This is a genomic window from Pseudomonas sp. zfem001, assembly GCF_032621725.1.
Lineage (GTDB): Bacteria > Pseudomonadota > Gammaproteobacteria > Pseudomonadales > Pseudomonadaceae > Aquipseudomonas > Aquipseudomonas sediminis.
In genome coordinates, this window is sequence record NZ_JAVYJI010000001.1 from 1,480,569 (window position 1) to 1,497,678 (window position 17,110).

The following is a 17,110-nucleotide window of genomic DNA, read 5'->3' on the forward strand; positions in this document are numbered from 1 at the left end:
GGCGTCGCAGTATAACGGCAGCGCTGTGCTCGTCGATGATCGTTACGCGCTTACTGCCAGCCAGCGCGGTCCATCAGCATGGTCGCTTCGGCCTGGCGCTTGCCAGCCACTTCGGTGGCCACGGTATCGGCCTTAAAAGTGCCCCAGGAAGCCACCTCGGCAGAAGGTTTCACCGCCGGGTTGGCCGGGTATTCCTGGTTAACACCGGCGAAGATGCTCTGCGCTTCTGCGGTGGTCATCCACTCCAGCAGCTTCTTGGCCTGTTCGGCATGCGGTGCATGCTTGGTCACACCAGCACCGGCCAGGTTGACGTGCACGCCACGGTCGTTCTGGTTCGGCCAGAACGCCTTGACCTTCAGATCCGGCTGCTGCTTGTGCAGGCGGCCATAGTAGTAGGTGTTGGTGATGCCCACGTCGCACTGGCCGGCGTCGATGGCTTGCAACAGCGCAGTGTCATCCGGGAACACGTCGGTCGCCAGGTTGTTGACCCAACCCTTGACGATTTCTTCGGTCTTCTCGGCGCCATGGGCTTCGATCAGGGTGGCGGTCAGCGACTGGTTGTAGACCTTCTTGCTGGTGCGCAGGCACAGGCGGCCTTCCCAGTTCTTGTCTGCCAGCGCTTCGTAGGTGGACAACTCTTCCGGCTTGACGCGCTCGGTGGAGTAGAAAATGGTCCGTGCACGCAGCGACAGGCCGGTCCAGCTGTCGGTGCTGGAGCGATACTGAGCGGGGATGTTGGCATCGATCACGTCGGACTTGGTCGGCTGCAGCACGCCTTCCTGCTCGGCCTGCCAGAGGTTGCCGGCGTCGACGGTGATCAGCAGGTCAGCCGGGGTGTTGGCGCCCTCGGCCTTGAGGCGGGCGATCAGCGGGGCTTCCTTGTCGGTGATGAACTTCACCTTGACCCCGGTTTTCTCGGTGTAGGCGTCGAACACCGGCTTGATCAGCTCATCGATGCGGGCGGAGTAGACCACCACTTCATCGGCAGCCTGGACGGCAGTTGCCAGGGTGCTGAGAGTGAATGCGGCGAGGAGCGCGTTACGAGCCTTCATGGGACCAGCCTCTTGTGGATTACAAAGTGGCTGAATAGTAGTGAATGTTATTTACCTTCTCAACGTAAACAGCAAGACCACACGCGGCAGTTATTACAAGTTGCGTCAGCTCAGGCTCGCGCCAGTTCCGGCAAGTCGCCGGCCAGCCCAAGCGCCTGGCGCACGAACAGCGCCTTGGCTTCGGCCTGGCCGTCGACCAGGTCGAGGCCGACGTTGCGCAGCAGGCGCAACGGCAACGGATCGGCCTGGAACAGACGCTGGAAACCCTCCATCGCCGCCATCATCGCCAGATTGTGCGGCATGCGCCGACGCTCGAAACGGCTCAGCACGCGCTCATCACTGAGGTTCTCACCTCGCATAGCGGCATGCAGCAGCACCTCGGCCAGCACCGCCGCATCGAGAAAGCCCAGGTTGACGCCCTGCCCCGCCAGCGGGTGGATGGTGTGCGCAGCATCGCCGATCAGCGCCAGCCCCGGCTCCACGTAATGCTTGGCATGGCGTTGACGCAGCGGGATGCACAGACGGCGATCGGCATGCAGCACCTTGCCCAGGCGGGATTCGAAAGCCTTGCCCAGCTCGGCGCAGAAGGCCTCATCGTCCAGCGCCATCAAGCGCTCAGCCTCGACCGGTACGGTGGACCAGACGATCGAGCACCAGTGCTCGCCGGCCGGCCCGGCCAGCGGCAGGAAGGCCAGCGGACCGTCATCGGTGAAACGCTGCCAGGCAGTGGCCTGGTGCGCACGCTCGCAGCGCACGCTGGTGACGATGGCGTGGTGCAGATAATCCCATTCGCGCGTAGCGCAACCGGCCAGACGACGCACTGCGGAGTTGGCGCCGTCGGCCGCGACCAGCAACGGTGCGCGCAACTGACGGCCATCGGTAAGCGTCAGCAGCCAGTCATCGCCGCTGCGGCGCAGTTGCTCCAGGCGTGCGCCGGGTAACAGGCCGATCTGGCTGTCGTGCAGACGTTCTAGCAAAGCGTCCTGCACCACACGGTTCTCGACGATATGGCCCAGGGTATCGGCATGCACGCTGGCGGCAGCGAAGTGAATGCTGCCGGTACCGGAGCCATCCCACACGCGCATCTCGCCATAGGGGCAGGCACGCCGTGCAGCGATGCCTGGCCAGGCGCCCAGGCGCTCGAGAATGCGCTGGCTGGCCATCGACAATGCGCTGACGCGCGGCTCGAACGGCGCCTGCGCATCGAAGGGCGACACGCTCAGCGGGCTGCCGTCGACGATCAGAATATCCAGACCGCTGTGCTCCAGCGCCAGAGCCAGGGTGCTACCGACCATACCGGCACCGACGATGATCAGATCCGCGCGCATATCACTCCTTAAACCCCAGGGCACGCTGTGCGCACCCTGGCTTCCGGCTGGTGCGCACAGCGCACCCTACAGGGCCGGTCATAGATTACGGGTTCCCATACCCATGGCCTGCCGGGCGAACCAGCGCTTGGCTGGCGGTAGCAGATCGAGGCCGAGCAGACCCAGGTTACGCCCGGCGGTCAGCAGCGGCTGCGCGTTGCTGAACAGGCGCGTTACCTGATCGGAGAAGCCGACGGTCATCTGCTGATCGAGCTGCTGCCTTTGCTGGTACCGCTGCAGGGTGGCAAGCTCGCCCAGTGCAGCCTCACTACCGATGATGACTTCGGCCAACGCCAGGGTATCGCGCAGCGACAGGTTGTAGCCCTGGCCAGCGATGGGGTGCAGGCTGTGCGCGGCGTTGCCCAACACCACCAGATGCGGACGCACCTGCTCCTGCGCCTCGACCAGACTCAGCGGGTAGAGATGTCGCGCACCGACCTGCTGCAAGGCGCCCAGGCGATAACCGAAGGCTTGCTGCAACTCGCTGAGAAAGCTGGCCTCGCTGACGCGCTGCAGGCGCTCGGCGTCAGCCGCTGCGCGCGTCCAGACCAGCGCGCAGCGGTTGTCGCTCAAGGGCAGCAGCGCCATCGGGCCGTCATCGGTGAAGCGCTCGAAAGCCTGCCCACGATGCGCTTCCAGCGGGCTGACGTTGGCGATCAACGCACTCTGCCCGTAAGGTTTGCTGCTGACGCCGATACCGAGCTGCTCGCGCAAACCGGAACGCCCACCATCGGCAAGAATCGCCAGGTCGCAGTCAAGACAGGTTTCGTCGTTCAGGGTCAGCCGATAGCCGTCGTCAAGGCGCTGCATGCCGACCACCTCGGCCGGGCAGCGCCATTCGATCACATCCACATCCAGCGCCTGCCACAGGCAGTGGCCGATCCAGGCGTTCTCCACCACGTAGCCGAGTGCCGGCACGCCTTCCTCGATGGCTTGCAGGCGCGTGGCGCCGAAGCGGCCGCGGTCGGACACATGGATCTGCTGAATCGGTTCGGCCCGCTGAGCGATGCTCTGCCACAGACCGAGACGCTCGTAGATCAACCGACTGCCATAGGACAGCGCGGTGGAACGCGCGTCATAGCTGGGCTGGTACTCGCTGCCCGGCGCGAAGGGTTCGATCAGGGCGATGCGCCAACCACGCTGACGCGCCGTCTCCTGCAGGGCCAACGCCAGGCTGGCACCGACCAGACCGCCGCCGATAATCGCCAGCTGTACGCGTGACATAGGCTCAGGCCGCCTCGCTACGCGCGGCAGCCATCAACGCCTCGATTTCGGCGACCGACTTGGGCACACCGTTGGTGAGAACCTCGCAGCCCTTCTTGGTCACCACCACGTCGTCTTCGATGCGCACGCCGATGCCGCGCCATTTCTTGGCGACCTTGTCGTTGTCGGGGGCGATGTAGATGCCCGGCTCGACGGTCATCGCCATGCCGACTTCCAGCACGCGCCACTCGCCGCCGACCTTGTAATCGCCAACATCGTGCACGTCCATACCCAGCCAGTGGCCAGCGCGATGCATATAGAAAGGTTTGTAGGCCTCGCTGGCGATCAGCTCGTCGACGTTACCCTCGAGCAGGCCCAGCTCGACAAGACCGGCAGTGATCACGCGCACGGTGGCTTCGTGGGCTTCGTTCCAGTGCTTGCCTGGCGCGATGAACTTGAACGCTTCCTCGTTGGCCTTGAGCACCAGCTCATAGATGGCCTTCTGCTCGGGCGAGAACTTGCCGCTGACCGGGAAGGAGCGGGTGATGTCGCTGGCGTAGCAGTCGATCTCGCAACCAGCGTCGATCAATACCAGATCGCCGTCCTTGAGCGCCGCGTCATTCTCGCGATAGTGCAGGATGCAGGCATTGCGGCCGGCGGCGACGATGCTGCCGTAGGCCGGCATCTTCGCCCCGCCCTTGCGGAACTCGTAATCCAGCTCGGCTTCCAGGTGATATTCGAACAGCCCGGCGCGACTCGCCTGCATCGCACGGATGTGGGCGCGCGCACTGATCTCGGCAGCCTCCTTCATCACCTTCACCTCGGCAGCCGACTTGTACAGGCGCATGTCGTGCAGCAGATGGTTGAGGGCAACGAATTCGTTCGGCGGCGTGGCACCCTGGCGAGCCTTGGCGCGGATGTGGTTGACCCACTCCATCAGCCGATGATCGAACTCCTGGTTGCTACCGATGGCGTAGTAGACACGCTCGCGACCTTCGATCAGCCCCGGGAGAATGTCGTCGATATCGCCGATGGGAAAGGCATCGTCGGCACCGAAATGCTTAACCGCGCCGTCCTGACCGGCGCGCAGGCCGTCCCACAACTCACGCTCCGGGTCGCGTTCACGGCAGAACAACACATATTCACCGTGCTCGCGGCCAGGAATCAGCGCCATCACCGCTTCCGGCTCGGGGAAACCGGTGAGGTACTGGAAGTCGCTGTCCTGGCGGTAGACATGCTCGACGTCACGGTTACGGATATACACCGGTGCCGCCGGCAAGATGGCAATGCTGTTGGGCTCCATCTGCGCCATCAGCGCCTTGCGCCGACGGGCATATTCGGACTTGGGGATGCTGATCAAGGCAGGCTCCGACGAAAATCAGTGCAGGGACGGTTTGGCAGCAGGTGCCGCAGGCTTGGCGCACTCGGTGAACAGCAACAGCGGCGCCACACGCAGGTATTCCATCACCTCCATGTAGTCGCTCTCGCCATCTTCTGATTCTTCCAGAGCGCTCTGCACCTGGGCGATGGCGGAGAGATCCTGCAACACTTCCATGGCTTCGGCACTCAGCGCACCGTCGCGAACGGTCAGCCCAAAGCCACCGAGAAAGCCCTGGCACCAGTGGCCCAGAGCGGTTGCGCGCTGCGCCAGCGGGGTTTCGTCATCCGGCAACAACAGCACCACGGTGACGTCTTCGCTGCACAGCTCACCCTTGACCATCTCCTGCAGACCGATCAGCGCCTGGCGCACGTTATCCTGCGGCTCGCTGCCAAGCAGATCGGCAGCGTCGAGCAGCCAGGCATCGGCCTCGAAGCCCGCGCCAGCGCAGCTGCGACCGAGCAGCAGGCCATGCAGTTCGGCAGGGGAGACGGAATGCCCGGCGCTGTTGAGCAAAGCAGCGAAGGCGGCGTAGGGAGAGCTTGGAATCGACATAGATAGCTAGGCGCCAGACGGCGCAATCTCTAGAATGGAGGCCTCGTATCCTAGCACCGGCAGACGCGGCAAGACCATCCGAGGCCGCCAGGGTGATGCCGTCATCTGCATCACACCACTGCTATCCGTGGTTTGACCCGTAGCCGGGACAGGCCTATATAGTCCAGCCATTCCCTCCCATAGCGAGAGCCCATGGAAGACGCCGATCTGCACGCATTGACCGCCAAGCTGGAACTGCTGATCCAGCGTGTCGAGCAGCTTAAGGCTCACAACCGACTCCTGCTGGCGAATGAACAGGCCTGGCGTGAGGAACGCGCCCATCTGATCGAAAAGAACGAAATGGCCCGGCACAAGGTCGAATCGATGATTTCGCGCCTTAAAGCCCTGGAGCAGGACTCATGACCCAGTCGAACACCGTGACCGTCCACATTCTGGACAAAGAATATTGCATCGCCTGCCCGCAGGATGAACGCGCCAATCTGGAGAGTGCTGCCCGCTACCTGGATGGCAAGATGCGCGAGATCCGCACCAGCGGCAAAGTGATTGGTGCCGACCGCGTTGCCGTGATGGCCGCACTGAACATCACTCACGACCTGCTGCACAAGCAACAGCGCCTGGATCAGGACGCCAACTCCACCCGCCAGCAGGTGCGCGACCTGCTCGATCGCGTCGACCATGCACTGGCCGACGACCCGAGCGCCTGAGCACCGTCATGCCTGCCTGTTCGTCGCAGGCCGCCCCGCAGAGCCTCTATTCGGGTATACTGGGCGCAACTTCCTGGGGTGTGCGCCAGTCGGTGATGTCCCTGAGCCGATACGCACAACCACGGGGGTTGCACGTTGGGGCCGGTGTGCATGTCCGCCTGACGGAAAGCCTTAACGCCTCCTGCAACCTCCACCTTGAACTTTCGGGTTCAAGGGCTAAACCGACAGCGGCACGTCGGGAAGTCATCTTTTCCAGCAGCCTTCTGCACTGCTACCCGCCTCTCCCCAGCTACACCTCATGACTACGCCCACCACTCTCAGTCGCCCACAACTGCGCCGCGTGCTGCGTCAGCGTCGTCGCGCGCTCAGCCGCAGCCAGCAACGTCTTGCCGCACGCAACCTTTATCGCCAGCTGACGCAAAGCCCGCAGTTTCGCCGCGCCAGGCATATCGCCCTGTACCTTCCCAACGATGGCGAGATCGACCCGCGCCCGCTGCTGGCTGCCGCACAGAAACGCGGCAAGCACACCTACCTGCCAGTGCTAAGCGCCTGGCCACGCACCAAGATGGTGTTTCAGCGCGTCAGCAAGCACGAGAAACTGGCGGGCAATCGCTTCCGCATCCTCGAGCCGCGCCCGCAACCCAAACGCCAACGCAAGGTGTGGGCGTTGGATCTGGTGCTGCTGCCGCTGGTGGGCTTCGATGATCGCGGCGGACGCCTGGGCATGGGCGGCGGTTTCTACGACCGCAGCCTGGCTTATCTGCGCATGCGCAAAAATTGGCACATGCCGACACTACTGGGTCTGGCGCATGAATGTCAGCGGGTGGATGAACTGGCCATGGCCAGCTGGGACGTGCCCTTGCAGGCAACGGTGACGGATAAGGCGTGGTATTGAAGCGAAGGATGCTGCACCGCGTTCCCTGCGGCGCTTACGCGGTCAGCCAGTGAATCAGGGCTGCTGCGTTACATTGATCGGAGCGTCGTTTTGACGCTCCCAAAGGCTCTGGGTGTAACCCGTGGTAACCACGCCCAGGCTGAACAGTACGACGAGAACCCACAAAAGATCTGGCTTGCGTTTCATTTATTGCCTCCCCCTTCAAGGCAATGCGCGCGTTGGTCGCGCGTTATTGTTTTATGCAATACGACAGCGCCAAGCGTTTAGCCGGGCATTTTCCTTCAGTGCCATGCACTGTGCAATTTCCGACGCCAACCGGCCGTCGGAGATCCCCCTCAAACGAGCGTCCGCTTACGGACAGACCTGCAGGAGCAAAGTTCATGCCTTATTGGCTGATGAAGTCCGAACCCGATGAATTGTCCATTCATGACCTGCAACGACTGGGCAAAACGCGCTGGGATGGCGTGCGTAATTACCAGGCGCGCAACTTCATGCGCGCAATGCAACCGGGCGATCTGTTCTTCTTCTACCACTCCAGCTGCCCGCAACCCGGTATCGCCGGCATCGCGCGTATTGCCGGCGAGGTGTATTCCGACCCCACCGCGCTGGACCCGCACAACCACTACCATGACCCCAAGGCCAGCGCCGAGAAGAACCCCTGGAGCGCCCTGGACGTCGAGTTCGTCGAAGCCTTCGACGAGGTACTGCCGCTGCAACACCTGAAGAACAACCCGCTACTGGCCGAGCTGGCCTTGGTACAACGCGGCAGCCGCCTGTCGGTGATGCCGGTGGCCGAGGCCGAATGGACGGCAATTCTCGCCATGCGTTGAGTCACCTACGGCACTGTGCTATCACCACAGCATGCCAAGGGAGTTATCCATGCCAGCATCCTCCGCCTGGCCAGCGCGCCTTGCGCTGGCGCTACTGTTACTGGTGCTGAGCAGCGCCAGCGTGCTGCTTTGGCGCCAGATCGAATCCGTGCAACAACAGCGCGTCGACGAGCGGGTCGGCTACCAGGCACGTAGCTTGGCAAGGCAGCTGGAAAGCACGCTGCACCTGGAAGTGGCCAGCCTCGAGCGTATCGCCCGTTTATGGAACAGCCTCGGCCGTCTGCCACGCGCCAGCTGGGACGAAGAGGTGGAACTTGCTCTGCGTGGTTTTCCCGCCTACCAGTCGATCCAATGGGTCGGCCCCGACCTGCATATGCGCTGGCTGCTGCCGGTGGCCGGCAACGAAGCGGCGCTGAATTTTCGCCTGTACCCGGAGCACCCCAACTACCCACTGGCGATGGAAGCTCGCGAGAGCGGTGAACAGCGCTTCTCCAACAGCTTCGATCTGGTGCAGGGTGGACGCGGTTTTGTTCTCTATACACCGCTGTACCGCGAGCTGAATGGCAGCAAGGTGTTCGACGGATTCCTGCAGGGCGTATTTCGCGTCGAGCCGCTGATGCTACAACTGCTCACTCAGCTCGACCGGAACGCCTTCAACCTCGAATTACTGGAGAACGGCCATAGCCTGTTCCGTCATGGCGCTGCGACCGACAATACGCCACATAGCCTGCAACTGGGCCTGAGCCTGCTCAACAACCAGGGCTTCAGCCTGCGCCTCAGCCCCACCGAAGAACTGCTCGATCAACTGGACTCACCGCTGCCCGACGTCGTGCTCGGTGCCAGCCTGACCATCAGCCTGCTGCTGGTTGCCGCCCTGGCTTTGGCGCTGGAGAACAGCCGCCGAGCCCATGCCCTGCAGCAGGCCAATCGTCGCTTCAAACTGGAAGCCGAACGCCGCGAAGAAACCGAGCAGCGCCTGCGCGAGAACCGCGAGCGGCTACAACTGGTACTGGACCTGACCGACTCCAGCCATGACGGACTGTTCATCTTCGACAGCAGTACCCGCGAGCTGCTGCACATGAATCAGGCCACCTACGCCACGCTCGGCTACCGCCCCGAACAGTTCGCCGAGCTGCTGCGCGATGATCCAGAGAAGCTCCTGCCAGGCTTTCACCGCTGGCTGGAACAGGCGCGCCAGGCGCAAAGCAACAACCTCTCGCGGATTTTCCAGCGCGAGTTGATTCGCCGCGATGGCAGTCGCCAGCCGGCCGAAATCAACACCCAGTTGGTGCAGTTGCACGACCGCGAATACCTGATCGCCGTCTCCCGCGACAACAGCGAGCGCCTGCAATTGGAAGCGCAGCTGCAGCGCCTCTCACAGCTGGACGGTCTGACTGGGCTGTACAACCGCCGCTATTTCGATCAGCAACTGCTGGTCGAATGGCGCCGCCTGCGCCGTCTCGATGCGCCCCTGGCGCTGCTGATGTTGGATATCGACCACTTCAAGACCTACAACGACGCCCTCGGCCACCTGGCCGGCGACGATGCGCTGCGCCGCGTGAGTAACGTCCTGCGCGAGAGCCTGCAGCGAGAAGGCGACACTGCCTGCCGCTACGGTGGCGAAGAGTTCGCCATCATCTTGGCCAACACCAACCTGGACGGTGCCGAGCAGGTCGCTGCGCGCATTCACGCGATGATCGCCGACCTGGATATCCCCCACCCTGCTAGCCCGTTCAGCCGCCTGACGCTGAGCATCGGCCTGATGGTGGTCGACCCGGTCAGCGACGAACAACCAGGCGAGCTGCTCGCCCAGGGCGACCAGGCGCTGTATCGCGCCAAGCATGAGGGCCGCAACCGCACCTGTCTGTGGCAGCCCCCTGCGCTTGACCTGCACCAAGACCCCTGAGGCACATCTGGAAGACAGTCGACTTGTTATGAAAACCCCGAACCATGGGGCTCTACAGGGACACCGGAATGATCAACGTCACGCGTCGCCATTCCTCATCGCGGCGCGAGGCGCTTAGCCAAGCCCTCGCGTAGAGGCCCTGAGGGAACGGTAGGAGCGGCTTTAGCCGCGAACACTTCAGACGCGGCCAAAGCGGCACCAGCGGGATTAAGCGTTACTGAATAATCAGGTTGTTGAACAGCAGGTCTTCGACGATAGGCTTGCCCTCTTCGCCATTGATCGCGTCCTGCACCTTCTTCAACGCTTCCAGGCGCAGGTTCTCACGGCCATCGGGCGCATTGATGGTCTCGCTGGTCTGGGCCGAGAACAGCATCACCATCTGATGGCGGATCAGCGGTTCATGCTGCTTGAGCTTCTCCTCGGCCTCGGTGCCGGTGACTCGCAGCGACACATCGGCCTTGAAAAACTTGAGGCGGTTGCCCTGATCCGCCAGATTGCCGATCAGCGCCGGAAACAGGTTGTGATAAATCGTCGTAGGCGCCTCTTCCTTCTTCTCCGAAGAGGCCAGGGCAGGCAGGCAGATCGACAGGCTCAGCAGCAGGGCGGTCAACAGTTTCACGTTCGGCACTCCATCGGGGATGTGCCTAGCATAGCCATCCACAGGCCAGCACCCAAGCCCGACGCTTATGCCGGCCTATCAGGCTCCGGCATGCTCGTTGACCCTCAGCGGGCGCTTTCTACACTGCAAGGCACCCTGCAAGAGGAATGACCTTGATGAAAGCCCTGCTGTGCAAAGCCTTCGGCCCTGCCGACACCCTGGTACTGGAAGACCTGCCGAGCCCCGAACCGAAAAAGAACGAGGTGCTGATCGAGGTGCAGGCCGCCGGGGTCAACTTCCCCGACACACTGATCATCGAAGGCAAGTACCAGTTCAAACCGCCCTTCCCCTTCGCCCCGGGCGGCGAGGTGGCCGGCGTGGTCAAGGCTGTTGGCGAGAAGGTCAGCCACCTGCGTGCGGGTGACCGGGTGATGGCGCTGACCGGCTGGGGCGGGTTCGCCGAAGAGGTCGCCGTGCCAGCCTACAACGTGCTGCCAGTGCCCAAGAGCATGGATCTGACCACCGCGGCGGCCTTCGGCATGACCTACGGCACCTCGATGCACGCCCTCAAGCAGCGCGCCAACCTGCAACCAGGCGAAACCCTGCTGGTGCTCGGCGCCTCCGGTGGCGTCGGTCTGGCCGCGGTGGAAATCGGCAAGGCCATGGGCGCCAAGGTCATCGCTGCGGCGAGCAGCGTCGAGAAACTGGAAGTGGCGCGCAAGGCCGGCGCGGATGAGCTGATCAACTACAGCGAACAAAGCCTTAAGGACGAAGTGAAGAAGCTCACCGGCGGCCAGGGCGTGGACGTGATCTACGACCCGGTGGGCGGCACGCTGTTCGAGGAAGCCTTCCGCAGCATCGGCTGGAACGGCCGTTTCCTGGTGGTGGGTTTCGCCGCCGGCGGTGGCATCCCGGCGCTGCCGGCCAACCTGCCGCTGCTCAAGGGCGCCTCCCTGGTCGGCGTATTCTGGGGTTCCTTCGCTCAGCGCCAGCCGCAGGACAACGCAGCGAACTTCCAGCAGCTATTCGCCTGGCACGCCGAAGGCAAGCTCAAGCCGCTGGTGTCGCAGACCTTCCCGCTTGAGCGCGGCGGCGAAGCGATCGATGCACTCGGCCAGCGCAAGGCAGTGGGCAAGGTGGTGGTGGAGATTCGCTAGGGTGCTCGGGGGCGGGGCAACCCGCTCCTGCGACTCCGCACCGTCAGAAGATCCAAGATTCATTGCGACCGTCAGGGCCTGCAGTCGCCAGATCTACTGACGACTGACGCGAACTGGAAGCTGCCCACCTTAGCCCGCTAGGCCGTCAGCGACGAAAACCGCTGGTGGCGACCGCCTGCGTCAACGACGCAGGCGCCGGCTCACACGTAACCGAGCAGCACTAGCACCAGCACGATAACCAGCACCAGCCCCAAGCCACCAGTGGGCCCATAACCCCAACTGCGGCTATGTGGCCACGCAGGGAGCGCACCAACCAGCATCAGAAGCAGAATGATCAGTAGTATGGTTCCCAAGCCCATGGCAATCTCCTCGCATGTCTGTGGCGGCCCACGATGGAGCGGCGCGCCTGAAACCGGCAACCCATGTGCGGCTGCCGATCCTATGCAGGGTGTAACACTGCTGCGAAACCAATGCCTGGCAATGCCCTCACTGCTTCGCCATCCCCTACATCAGTTACGACCCAACAGCGAATCGGAAAGTGCCAACTTTAAATCGGTGGTGCCGAGCCAGGACGTGGTAACGAATTCGATGGATCGACGGAGGCAGAGTGCAGGGAGAGATTCCACTCCTCCCGCTGAAACGAGGAAAAAAAGAGGGCACGTTTTTACGAAACACGAAGCAGCAGGGACAGACCACGATTTACGAACAGAGAAATTAATCGTGGTCTGCCTCCTATTACTAAAACAACGCCGGCGCGGGCCAGTGCTGGGGCATTCAAATTGAAGGCTCATCCTTGATTAGGAAGAAGTCTTCACGGAACAAGCTCTTAAGCTCAGCGCGGCGTTTTGAAAATAACGAGAAATCACTCGCCACGTCCTGAATGCTATTTGTGACCCTCACTAGGTAGCCATTACCTATTTTCTCAATAGGGAAACCTGACGCTGCGATCTTGTCAGAATCAACCTCTTGGGCAAATTCGTCTCCATAGAACATTGCCCAGCCAATGTTCGACACATCGGGCTTCAAGGCCGCATTAAATGACCCAATCTGAAAGCTGTTATTCTTCTCATGAGAACCAAGCTCAGGTTCACTGAAGAGATGAAGCATTCCAAGCTGCGGGGGGAAAACTTCGCACCACACGCTAAAGAGCGCGTACCAGTCAATTTGCTCACTGCAAGCAGAATTTAAGCGGGCGGAACCCGGAACAATTTGCCCTCGAACATTTTGAGATGTATGAACAACACTTCCCGAGGATTTAATCGCCTTCTTTCTTCTCCATGCAAAGTCTTGGTAGAAGTCCGACAAAGAGCCATTGACACGGATGGCAGCTTTAGACGCCCAAACACCTTCACTCGCAGCCTTTCCTATAAAAGGCTCCGTGAACTTATCTGCATTGTGCGACACCTGCTCTGGAAGCAGTAAACCACCGTTTAGACTTAACGAGTCAATAAGCTTCTCGCCAACGCCCCAACCAACCGTCGCAGATTTAGTTTTAATTGAAATTTGTATATATGGTTTCATAAGTCATTAAAATTTCGTCAAGCCGCCCGTAGCGGGGTTATATCTGTAGATATGAGAACAGGGGACAGGAGAATAGAGGAGAATAGGGGACAGATTTATTTTTTGGGCTGTCGCTTAGGTCTGCCCTGACCTCGTAGCTCAACCCGCTGCCCTTGGATTCTTTCTATTGCATCCACGAAACGAGCACTCCCGGTTAGCTGCCCCCTCTGTAGTGCTGCACGGATCAGATCAATCTCGCTCGATGATACGGCTTGGCGCATGAACTCCATGTATCGGATACGACGCCTTTCAGGCGTGTTGCCGAGAGCAATGAAGCAGGGGTCTATATCTAGCCAGTCGCTGTCCGCCTGATCCGTTACCCGCATCCGATGGCTCGACCAGGGATAATCAACCGCTTCGGTAACCATGCGGGCGCGAACCGGGTTCAGTTCGATATAGCGACAGCAGGCAAGCAAGTAGGCGTCTGATTCGACTACGCTGGACTTGTAGCGACTCTCCCAGAGAGTGCCAGTTCGTCCCTCTAAACGGTTCCGATAACGGGTGGCGCGCGCCGCCAGCGCTTTCATCAACTGCCCCAGCCCGGCGATCGCCTCACCGGGTGCCAGTAGCAGGTGAACATGATTGGTCATCAGGCAATAGGCGTAGACCTTGACCCCGAAGACATCTTTCAGCTCACGCAGATCGGAAATATAACGCTGATAATCCTGCTCAGCGGCAAACACCACCTGCCGGTTATGCCCTCGCTGCACCACATGATGTGGGTAGTTCGGCAACACAATACACCCCATCCTTGGCATAACGACCTCCATCCATTGAGACCTTCAGCTTAGCCGATCAGGCGGAAAATAAATCTGTCCCCTTTTTTCCTTAGACCAATAAACGTGGTCTGTCCCCTATTGTTTGCCTATTGTTAATCTGCCCCCCTTTTCCCGCTTTTCCTTCAACGAAGCCAATACGGCAAATCACTCAAGCCAAGTGCATCGTATTCATTTAAAGGCCTCTTCTTCTCGACGATTAAAGCAGGCATATCAGAAACGAGCACTCTGACCGGCTGATAAATCCCAAATTCGTCCAAGAATGAAATAGCCGAGTCCTTCGCCTTTGAAAACAAGTCAAAATACCTAGAAAAAATAGCTCCGAGCGTATCCTGCCTTGAGTCCAACCATGTTTTATCACGGTCACTCTGCAAGCTCTCATCCCACTCAACAGAGGCGCTTGGCAGCGTGAAAAATATGCTTCTCGCCCTCTCCATCAGAGCAAAAGAACACTCCAGTTCTTCTCGCCGCAAATAGCGCCTATAGAGTCGATCTGTTAGCAGACTCCAATCTTGATCTGGATATTGACTTACAACAAAAGAATTGAGGCACTCAAAGAACAATACAACATCCGACGCCGGGCCTAATTCGTATACCGTGTGACCGCCATCAAAGCCGATCTTTCTCATTCAGATTTAAACCTTATATCAGTAGGGGTAAGTGTACCTTTTGATTTCTGCACAATGCCTTTAATTACTGCGTTTTTCTGTGCATCGGTGACAACTTGACCACGAATATCAATAACTACTTGCTGCTGCATACCTTGAGGCAGATTCTCCGCACGCTGCAGCGCTTGTTTTGAGACATTATTAATCAGCCCTTGTTGGTTGGTAGCGATTTTGTAGTTTTTCACCTCAACACTACACACGCTGCCGATGCACCAGTCTGGGCGCACGCTACCTGCTGTACCGTAGGGAACCTCTTGACCATTTTTGTAGCTGACTTGAGGGCGGGCACCTGAGCCAAGCTCAGTTCCTATATCAATCTCGGACTGTTTGGGAGTAGGCCTAACAGCCCCTCCTGAAGACGCGACATTATCTGCCGCACCACCTACCCCTTTTGGGCCAGCCTCAGGCATCCCCCTACCAGCAACCTCAGTTTTCAACTGAGCTACGGTTGCCTTTGCTCTCTGCAAGGCGACAATACCACCAGCCCCGGCGACCGTCAGAACCATCATGGTTCTTAACTCATCAACCTGGTCTGGGGTCAGCTTCCATTTGATACCCAAAGCGTCGATAACGGCATCTGCTGAGTGTCCAGCAGCAGCCATTGCCAACATCTCTTGCAAAAAAGGGGACAGATTTATTTTTCGGAATTACGCCTCGGCCTGCCCTGACCTCGTAACTCAACCCGCACACCTTGGATTCTTTCTATCTCATCCACGAAACGGGCACTGCCGGTTAGCTGCCCCCTCTGCAGCGCAGCACGAATCAAATCAATCTCACCTGATGGAACGGCTTGTCGCATGAATTCCATGTAACGGATACGACGCCTTTCAGGCGTGTCGCCAAGTGCGACGAAGCAAGGGTCCATGTCCAACCAATCGCTGTCCGCCTGATCCGTTACCCGCATCCGATGGCTCGACCAGGGATAATCAACCGCTTCGGCAACCATGCGGGCTCGAACCGGGTTCAGTTCGATATAGCGACAGCAGGCAAGCAAGTAGGCATCTGATTCGACTACGCTGGACTTGTAGCGACTCTCCCAGAGAGTGCCGGTACGCCCTTCTAGACGATTTCGATAGCGCGTAGCGCGCGCCGCTAGCGCCTTCATCAACTGACCCAACCCGGCAATGGCCTCGCCGGGTTCCAGAAGCAGATGAACATGGTTCGTCATCAGGCAATAAGCGTAGACCTTGACCCCGAAGACATCTTTTAGCTCACGTAGGTCAGAAATGTAACGCTGATAATCCTGCTCAGCGGCAAACACTACCTGCCGGTTATGGCCACGCTGCACCACATGATGCGGGTAGTTCGGCAACACAATACGCCCCATCCTTGGCATAACGACCTCCTTCCGTTGAGACTTTCAGCTTAGTCGATCAAACGAAAAATAAATCTGTCCCCTTTTCCTGCTATATTTGCCAAGTTCTGCTGTGCAAGTTGATCTTTCAGCTTCGGATACGTTGCTACGTTTTCAGCACCGCTAGAAACATTCCCTGTCCCTTTTGCACCATTGCTTAAACTTAGCCTTCTGAACCTCGAGCCAATAAAAGAGCGCGGTCAATCATTTCTGCTGCGATATAGGGAACAAACCCTAATCTGTCGCCTTGCTCGAAGCTACGTTGATAGCCTACAAGGCGTCCTACCTCTCCAGCTATAGCCAAAGCAGCTAAATGGCGTAACGGCATAGCTCCCTTCGAATTTGTTGGCAAAGCTCTATAAGCCGCCAAGCCTTTTTCTATATCTTGAGCAGAGGCCCAAGATATAGCACTTTGGGAAAGCCTAACGACATCATCCAATGAAAAATCGACTATTTTCTCCGGTACATCATTGCTCACAATGATCGGCACATAATCCCTGGCCTCACCCAAAACGAATGCAACAGCCTCTGTAAAACTCTTCGTAGAGACGGATGGCATAAATGAAACCCTGAAATGGTCAGAGCGTTTTCCTATAGCCGGAATAATCTGGATCTGCGCATTGCCACTATCCATTAGGCAAAAATAATCTCCAACCTCATCTTTACCGCATCTCCAGCCAAGCTCTTCTAGAGTTGGCAATATTTCTATTTCTTTCATTATTTAGCACCTGGGAAATTCACAACTTCAATAGGAATCCCATTGGGATAACCTTGTTCCCTAAGCGGCTTACCTGGAATGAGACCGAAGTTTTCAGCCACCTGCCCTCTAGGAATTGAACTACCATCACGAATCTGCGGAAAAATCTCAGATTGACGAATACTTAGGTCAGCCTTACCCGTTTTAACCTCAATGATTCTAATAGTCCCATCAGGAGCCTCAGCTACAATATCAGGCCTACAACGACCTGTACCGCACGAGCTACCGAAAGAGATTTCCTTGCCACTAACTCGATATCCCTGAGCAGACAGCTGATCCTTAATATCATCGACCATATTTAAGTGATGATCATAATGATCCCTAATGGTGATCTTTGGAGAACCTGCTGT

21 protein-coding genes and 1 other RNA gene are annotated in these 17,110 nt (G+C 59.1%); 7 read left to right on the top strand and 15 right to left on the bottom strand.

Annotated elements, in window-relative coordinates:
- Positions 1–50 precede the first annotated feature (50 nt).
- From RTH74_RS06905 to RTH74_RS06925, 5 genes are all read right to left on the bottom strand, one after another.
- Positions 51–1,052, bottom strand: a complete 1,002-nt coding sequence (locus RTH74_RS06905) for an extracellular solute-binding protein (protein WP_316914179.1) — start codon at positions 1,050–1,052, stop codon at positions 51–53.
- A gap of 110 nt (positions 1,053–1,162) precedes the next feature.
- On the bottom strand, positions 1,163–2,380 hold the full coding sequence (locus RTH74_RS06910) for a 2-octaprenyl-3-methyl-6-methoxy-1,4-benzoquinol hydroxylase (protein WP_316914180.1): 1,218 nt from the start codon (positions 2,378–2,380) through the stop codon (positions 1,163–1,165).
- Positions 2,381–2,458: 78 nt separating this feature from the next.
- Positions 2,459–3,643, bottom strand: coding sequence for a 2-octaprenyl-6-methoxyphenyl hydroxylase (gene ubiH / locus RTH74_RS06915; protein WP_316914181.1), 1,185 nt, complete (start codon positions 3,641–3,643; stop codon positions 2,459–2,461).
- 4 nt (positions 3,644–3,647) lie between these two features.
- Entirely contained in the window at positions 3,648–4,982 is a 1,335-nt protein-coding gene (gene pepP, locus RTH74_RS06920) for a Xaa-Pro aminopeptidase (RefSeq protein ID WP_316914182.1), read from the bottom strand.
- 18 nt (positions 4,983–5,000) lie between these two features.
- Positions 5,001–5,555, bottom strand: coding sequence for a YecA family protein (locus tag RTH74_RS06925; RefSeq protein ID WP_316914183.1), 555 nt, complete (start codon positions 5,553–5,555; stop codon positions 5,001–5,003).
- A gap of 192 nt (positions 5,556–5,747) precedes the next feature.
- On the opposite strand from RTH74_RS06925, the gene RTH74_RS06930 reads away from it, so the two are divergent.
- From RTH74_RS06930 to RTH74_RS06945, 4 genes are all read left to right on the top strand, one after another.
- Entirely contained in the window at positions 5,748–5,957 is a 210-nt protein-coding gene (locus RTH74_RS06930) for a TIGR02449 family protein (protein WP_003458652.1), read from the top strand.
- Positions 5,954–6,259, top strand: coding sequence for a cell division protein ZapA (locus RTH74_RS06935; RefSeq protein WP_003458649.1), 306 nt, complete (start codon positions 5,954–5,956; stop codon positions 6,257–6,259). The genes RTH74_RS06930 and RTH74_RS06935 overlap by 4 nt, the downstream gene beginning before the upstream one ends.
- Positions 6,260–6,326: 67 nt before the next feature.
- A non-coding RNA gene (gene ssrS, locus RTH74_RS06940) (6S RNA) lies at positions 6,327–6,505 on the top strand.
- 52 nt (positions 6,506–6,557) lie between these two features.
- A complete protein-coding gene (locus tag RTH74_RS06945; protein WP_316914184.1) occupies positions 6,558–7,154 on the top strand; it encodes a 5-formyltetrahydrofolate cyclo-ligase in 597 nt (198 codons plus the stop codon).
- Positions 7,155–7,208: 54 nt separating this feature from the next.
- On the opposite strand, the gene RTH74_RS06950 is transcribed toward RTH74_RS06945, so the two are convergent.
- Positions 7,209–7,340: a hypothetical protein gene (locus RTH74_RS06950; RefSeq protein ID WP_316914185.1), complete on the bottom strand. Its 132-nt coding sequence runs from the start codon at positions 7,338–7,340 to the stop codon at positions 7,209–7,211.
- A gap of 194 nt (positions 7,341–7,534) precedes the next feature.
- On the opposite strand from RTH74_RS06950, the gene RTH74_RS06955 reads away from it, so the two are divergent.
- Both RTH74_RS06955 and RTH74_RS06960 read left to right on the top strand, forming a co-directional pair.
- Positions 7,535–7,984, top strand: coding sequence for an EVE domain-containing protein (locus RTH74_RS06955; protein WP_316914186.1), 450 nt, complete (start codon positions 7,535–7,537; stop codon positions 7,982–7,984).
- 49 nt (positions 7,985–8,033) lie between these two features.
- On the top strand, positions 8,034–9,890 hold the full coding sequence (locus tag RTH74_RS06960) for a diguanylate cyclase (RefSeq protein ID WP_316914187.1): 1,857 nt from the start codon (positions 8,034–8,036) through the stop codon (positions 9,888–9,890).
- Between the two features lie 214 nt (positions 9,891–10,104).
- Here RTH74_RS06960 and RTH74_RS06965 read toward each other — a convergent pair whose 3' ends face one another.
- Positions 10,105–10,509 (bottom strand): flagellar basal body-associated FliL family protein, encoded by a 405-nt coding sequence (locus RTH74_RS06965; RefSeq protein WP_106735092.1) that lies wholly within the window; start codon positions 10,507–10,509, stop codon positions 10,105–10,107.
- 155 nt (positions 10,510–10,664) lie between these two features.
- Between RTH74_RS06965 and RTH74_RS06970 the strand changes: the two genes are divergently transcribed.
- Positions 10,665–11,645, top strand: coding sequence for an NADPH:quinone oxidoreductase family protein (locus tag RTH74_RS06970; RefSeq protein ID WP_072423765.1), 981 nt, complete (start codon positions 10,665–10,667; stop codon positions 11,643–11,645).
- A 200-nt stretch (positions 11,646–11,845) separates the two neighbouring features.
- On the opposite strand, the gene RTH74_RS06975 is transcribed toward RTH74_RS06970, so the two are convergent.
- The 8 genes from RTH74_RS06975 to RTH74_RS07010 form a co-directional block, all read right to left on the bottom strand.
- Complete coding sequence (locus RTH74_RS06975; RefSeq protein WP_072423525.1) at positions 11,846–12,004, bottom strand: DUF3309 family protein; 159 nt, start codon at positions 12,002–12,004, stop codon at positions 11,846–11,848.
- Between the two features lie 415 nt (positions 12,005–12,419).
- Positions 12,420–13,166, bottom strand: coding sequence for a hypothetical protein (locus RTH74_RS06980; protein ID WP_316914188.1), 747 nt, complete (start codon positions 13,164–13,166; stop codon positions 12,420–12,422).
- A gap of 95 nt (positions 13,167–13,261) precedes the next feature.
- Positions 13,262–13,963, bottom strand: coding sequence for a transposase (locus RTH74_RS06985; protein WP_316914317.1), 702 nt, complete (start codon positions 13,961–13,963; stop codon positions 13,262–13,264).
- Positions 13,964–14,106: 143 nt separating this feature from the next.
- Positions 14,107–14,610 carry a hypothetical protein gene (locus tag RTH74_RS06990; RefSeq protein WP_316914189.1) on the bottom strand — a complete coding sequence of 168 codons (504 nt, stop codon included), beginning with the start codon at positions 14,608–14,610 and terminating at the stop codon, positions 14,107–14,109.
- Positions 14,607–15,251 carry a hypothetical protein gene (locus tag RTH74_RS06995; protein ID WP_316914190.1) on the bottom strand — a complete coding sequence of 215 codons (645 nt, stop codon included), beginning with the start codon at positions 15,249–15,251 and terminating at the stop codon, positions 14,607–14,609. The genes RTH74_RS06990 and RTH74_RS06995 overlap by 4 nt, the downstream gene beginning before the upstream one ends.
- A gap of 32 nt (positions 15,252–15,283) precedes the next feature.
- On the bottom strand, positions 15,284–15,985 hold the full coding sequence (locus RTH74_RS07000; RefSeq protein WP_275861732.1) for a transposase: 702 nt from the start codon (positions 15,983–15,985) through the stop codon (positions 15,284–15,286).
- A gap of 181 nt (positions 15,986–16,166) precedes the next feature.
- Positions 16,167–16,721: a DUF6990 domain-containing protein gene (locus RTH74_RS07005; protein WP_316914191.1), complete on the bottom strand. Its 555-nt coding sequence runs from the start codon at positions 16,719–16,721 to the stop codon at positions 16,167–16,169.
- Positions 16,721–17,056 (bottom strand): hypothetical protein, encoded by a 336-nt coding sequence (locus tag RTH74_RS07010; protein WP_316914192.1) that lies wholly within the window; start codon positions 17,054–17,056, stop codon positions 16,721–16,723. The genes RTH74_RS07005 and RTH74_RS07010 overlap by 1 nt, the downstream gene beginning before the upstream one ends.
- Positions 17,057–17,110: the final 54 nt, after the last annotated feature.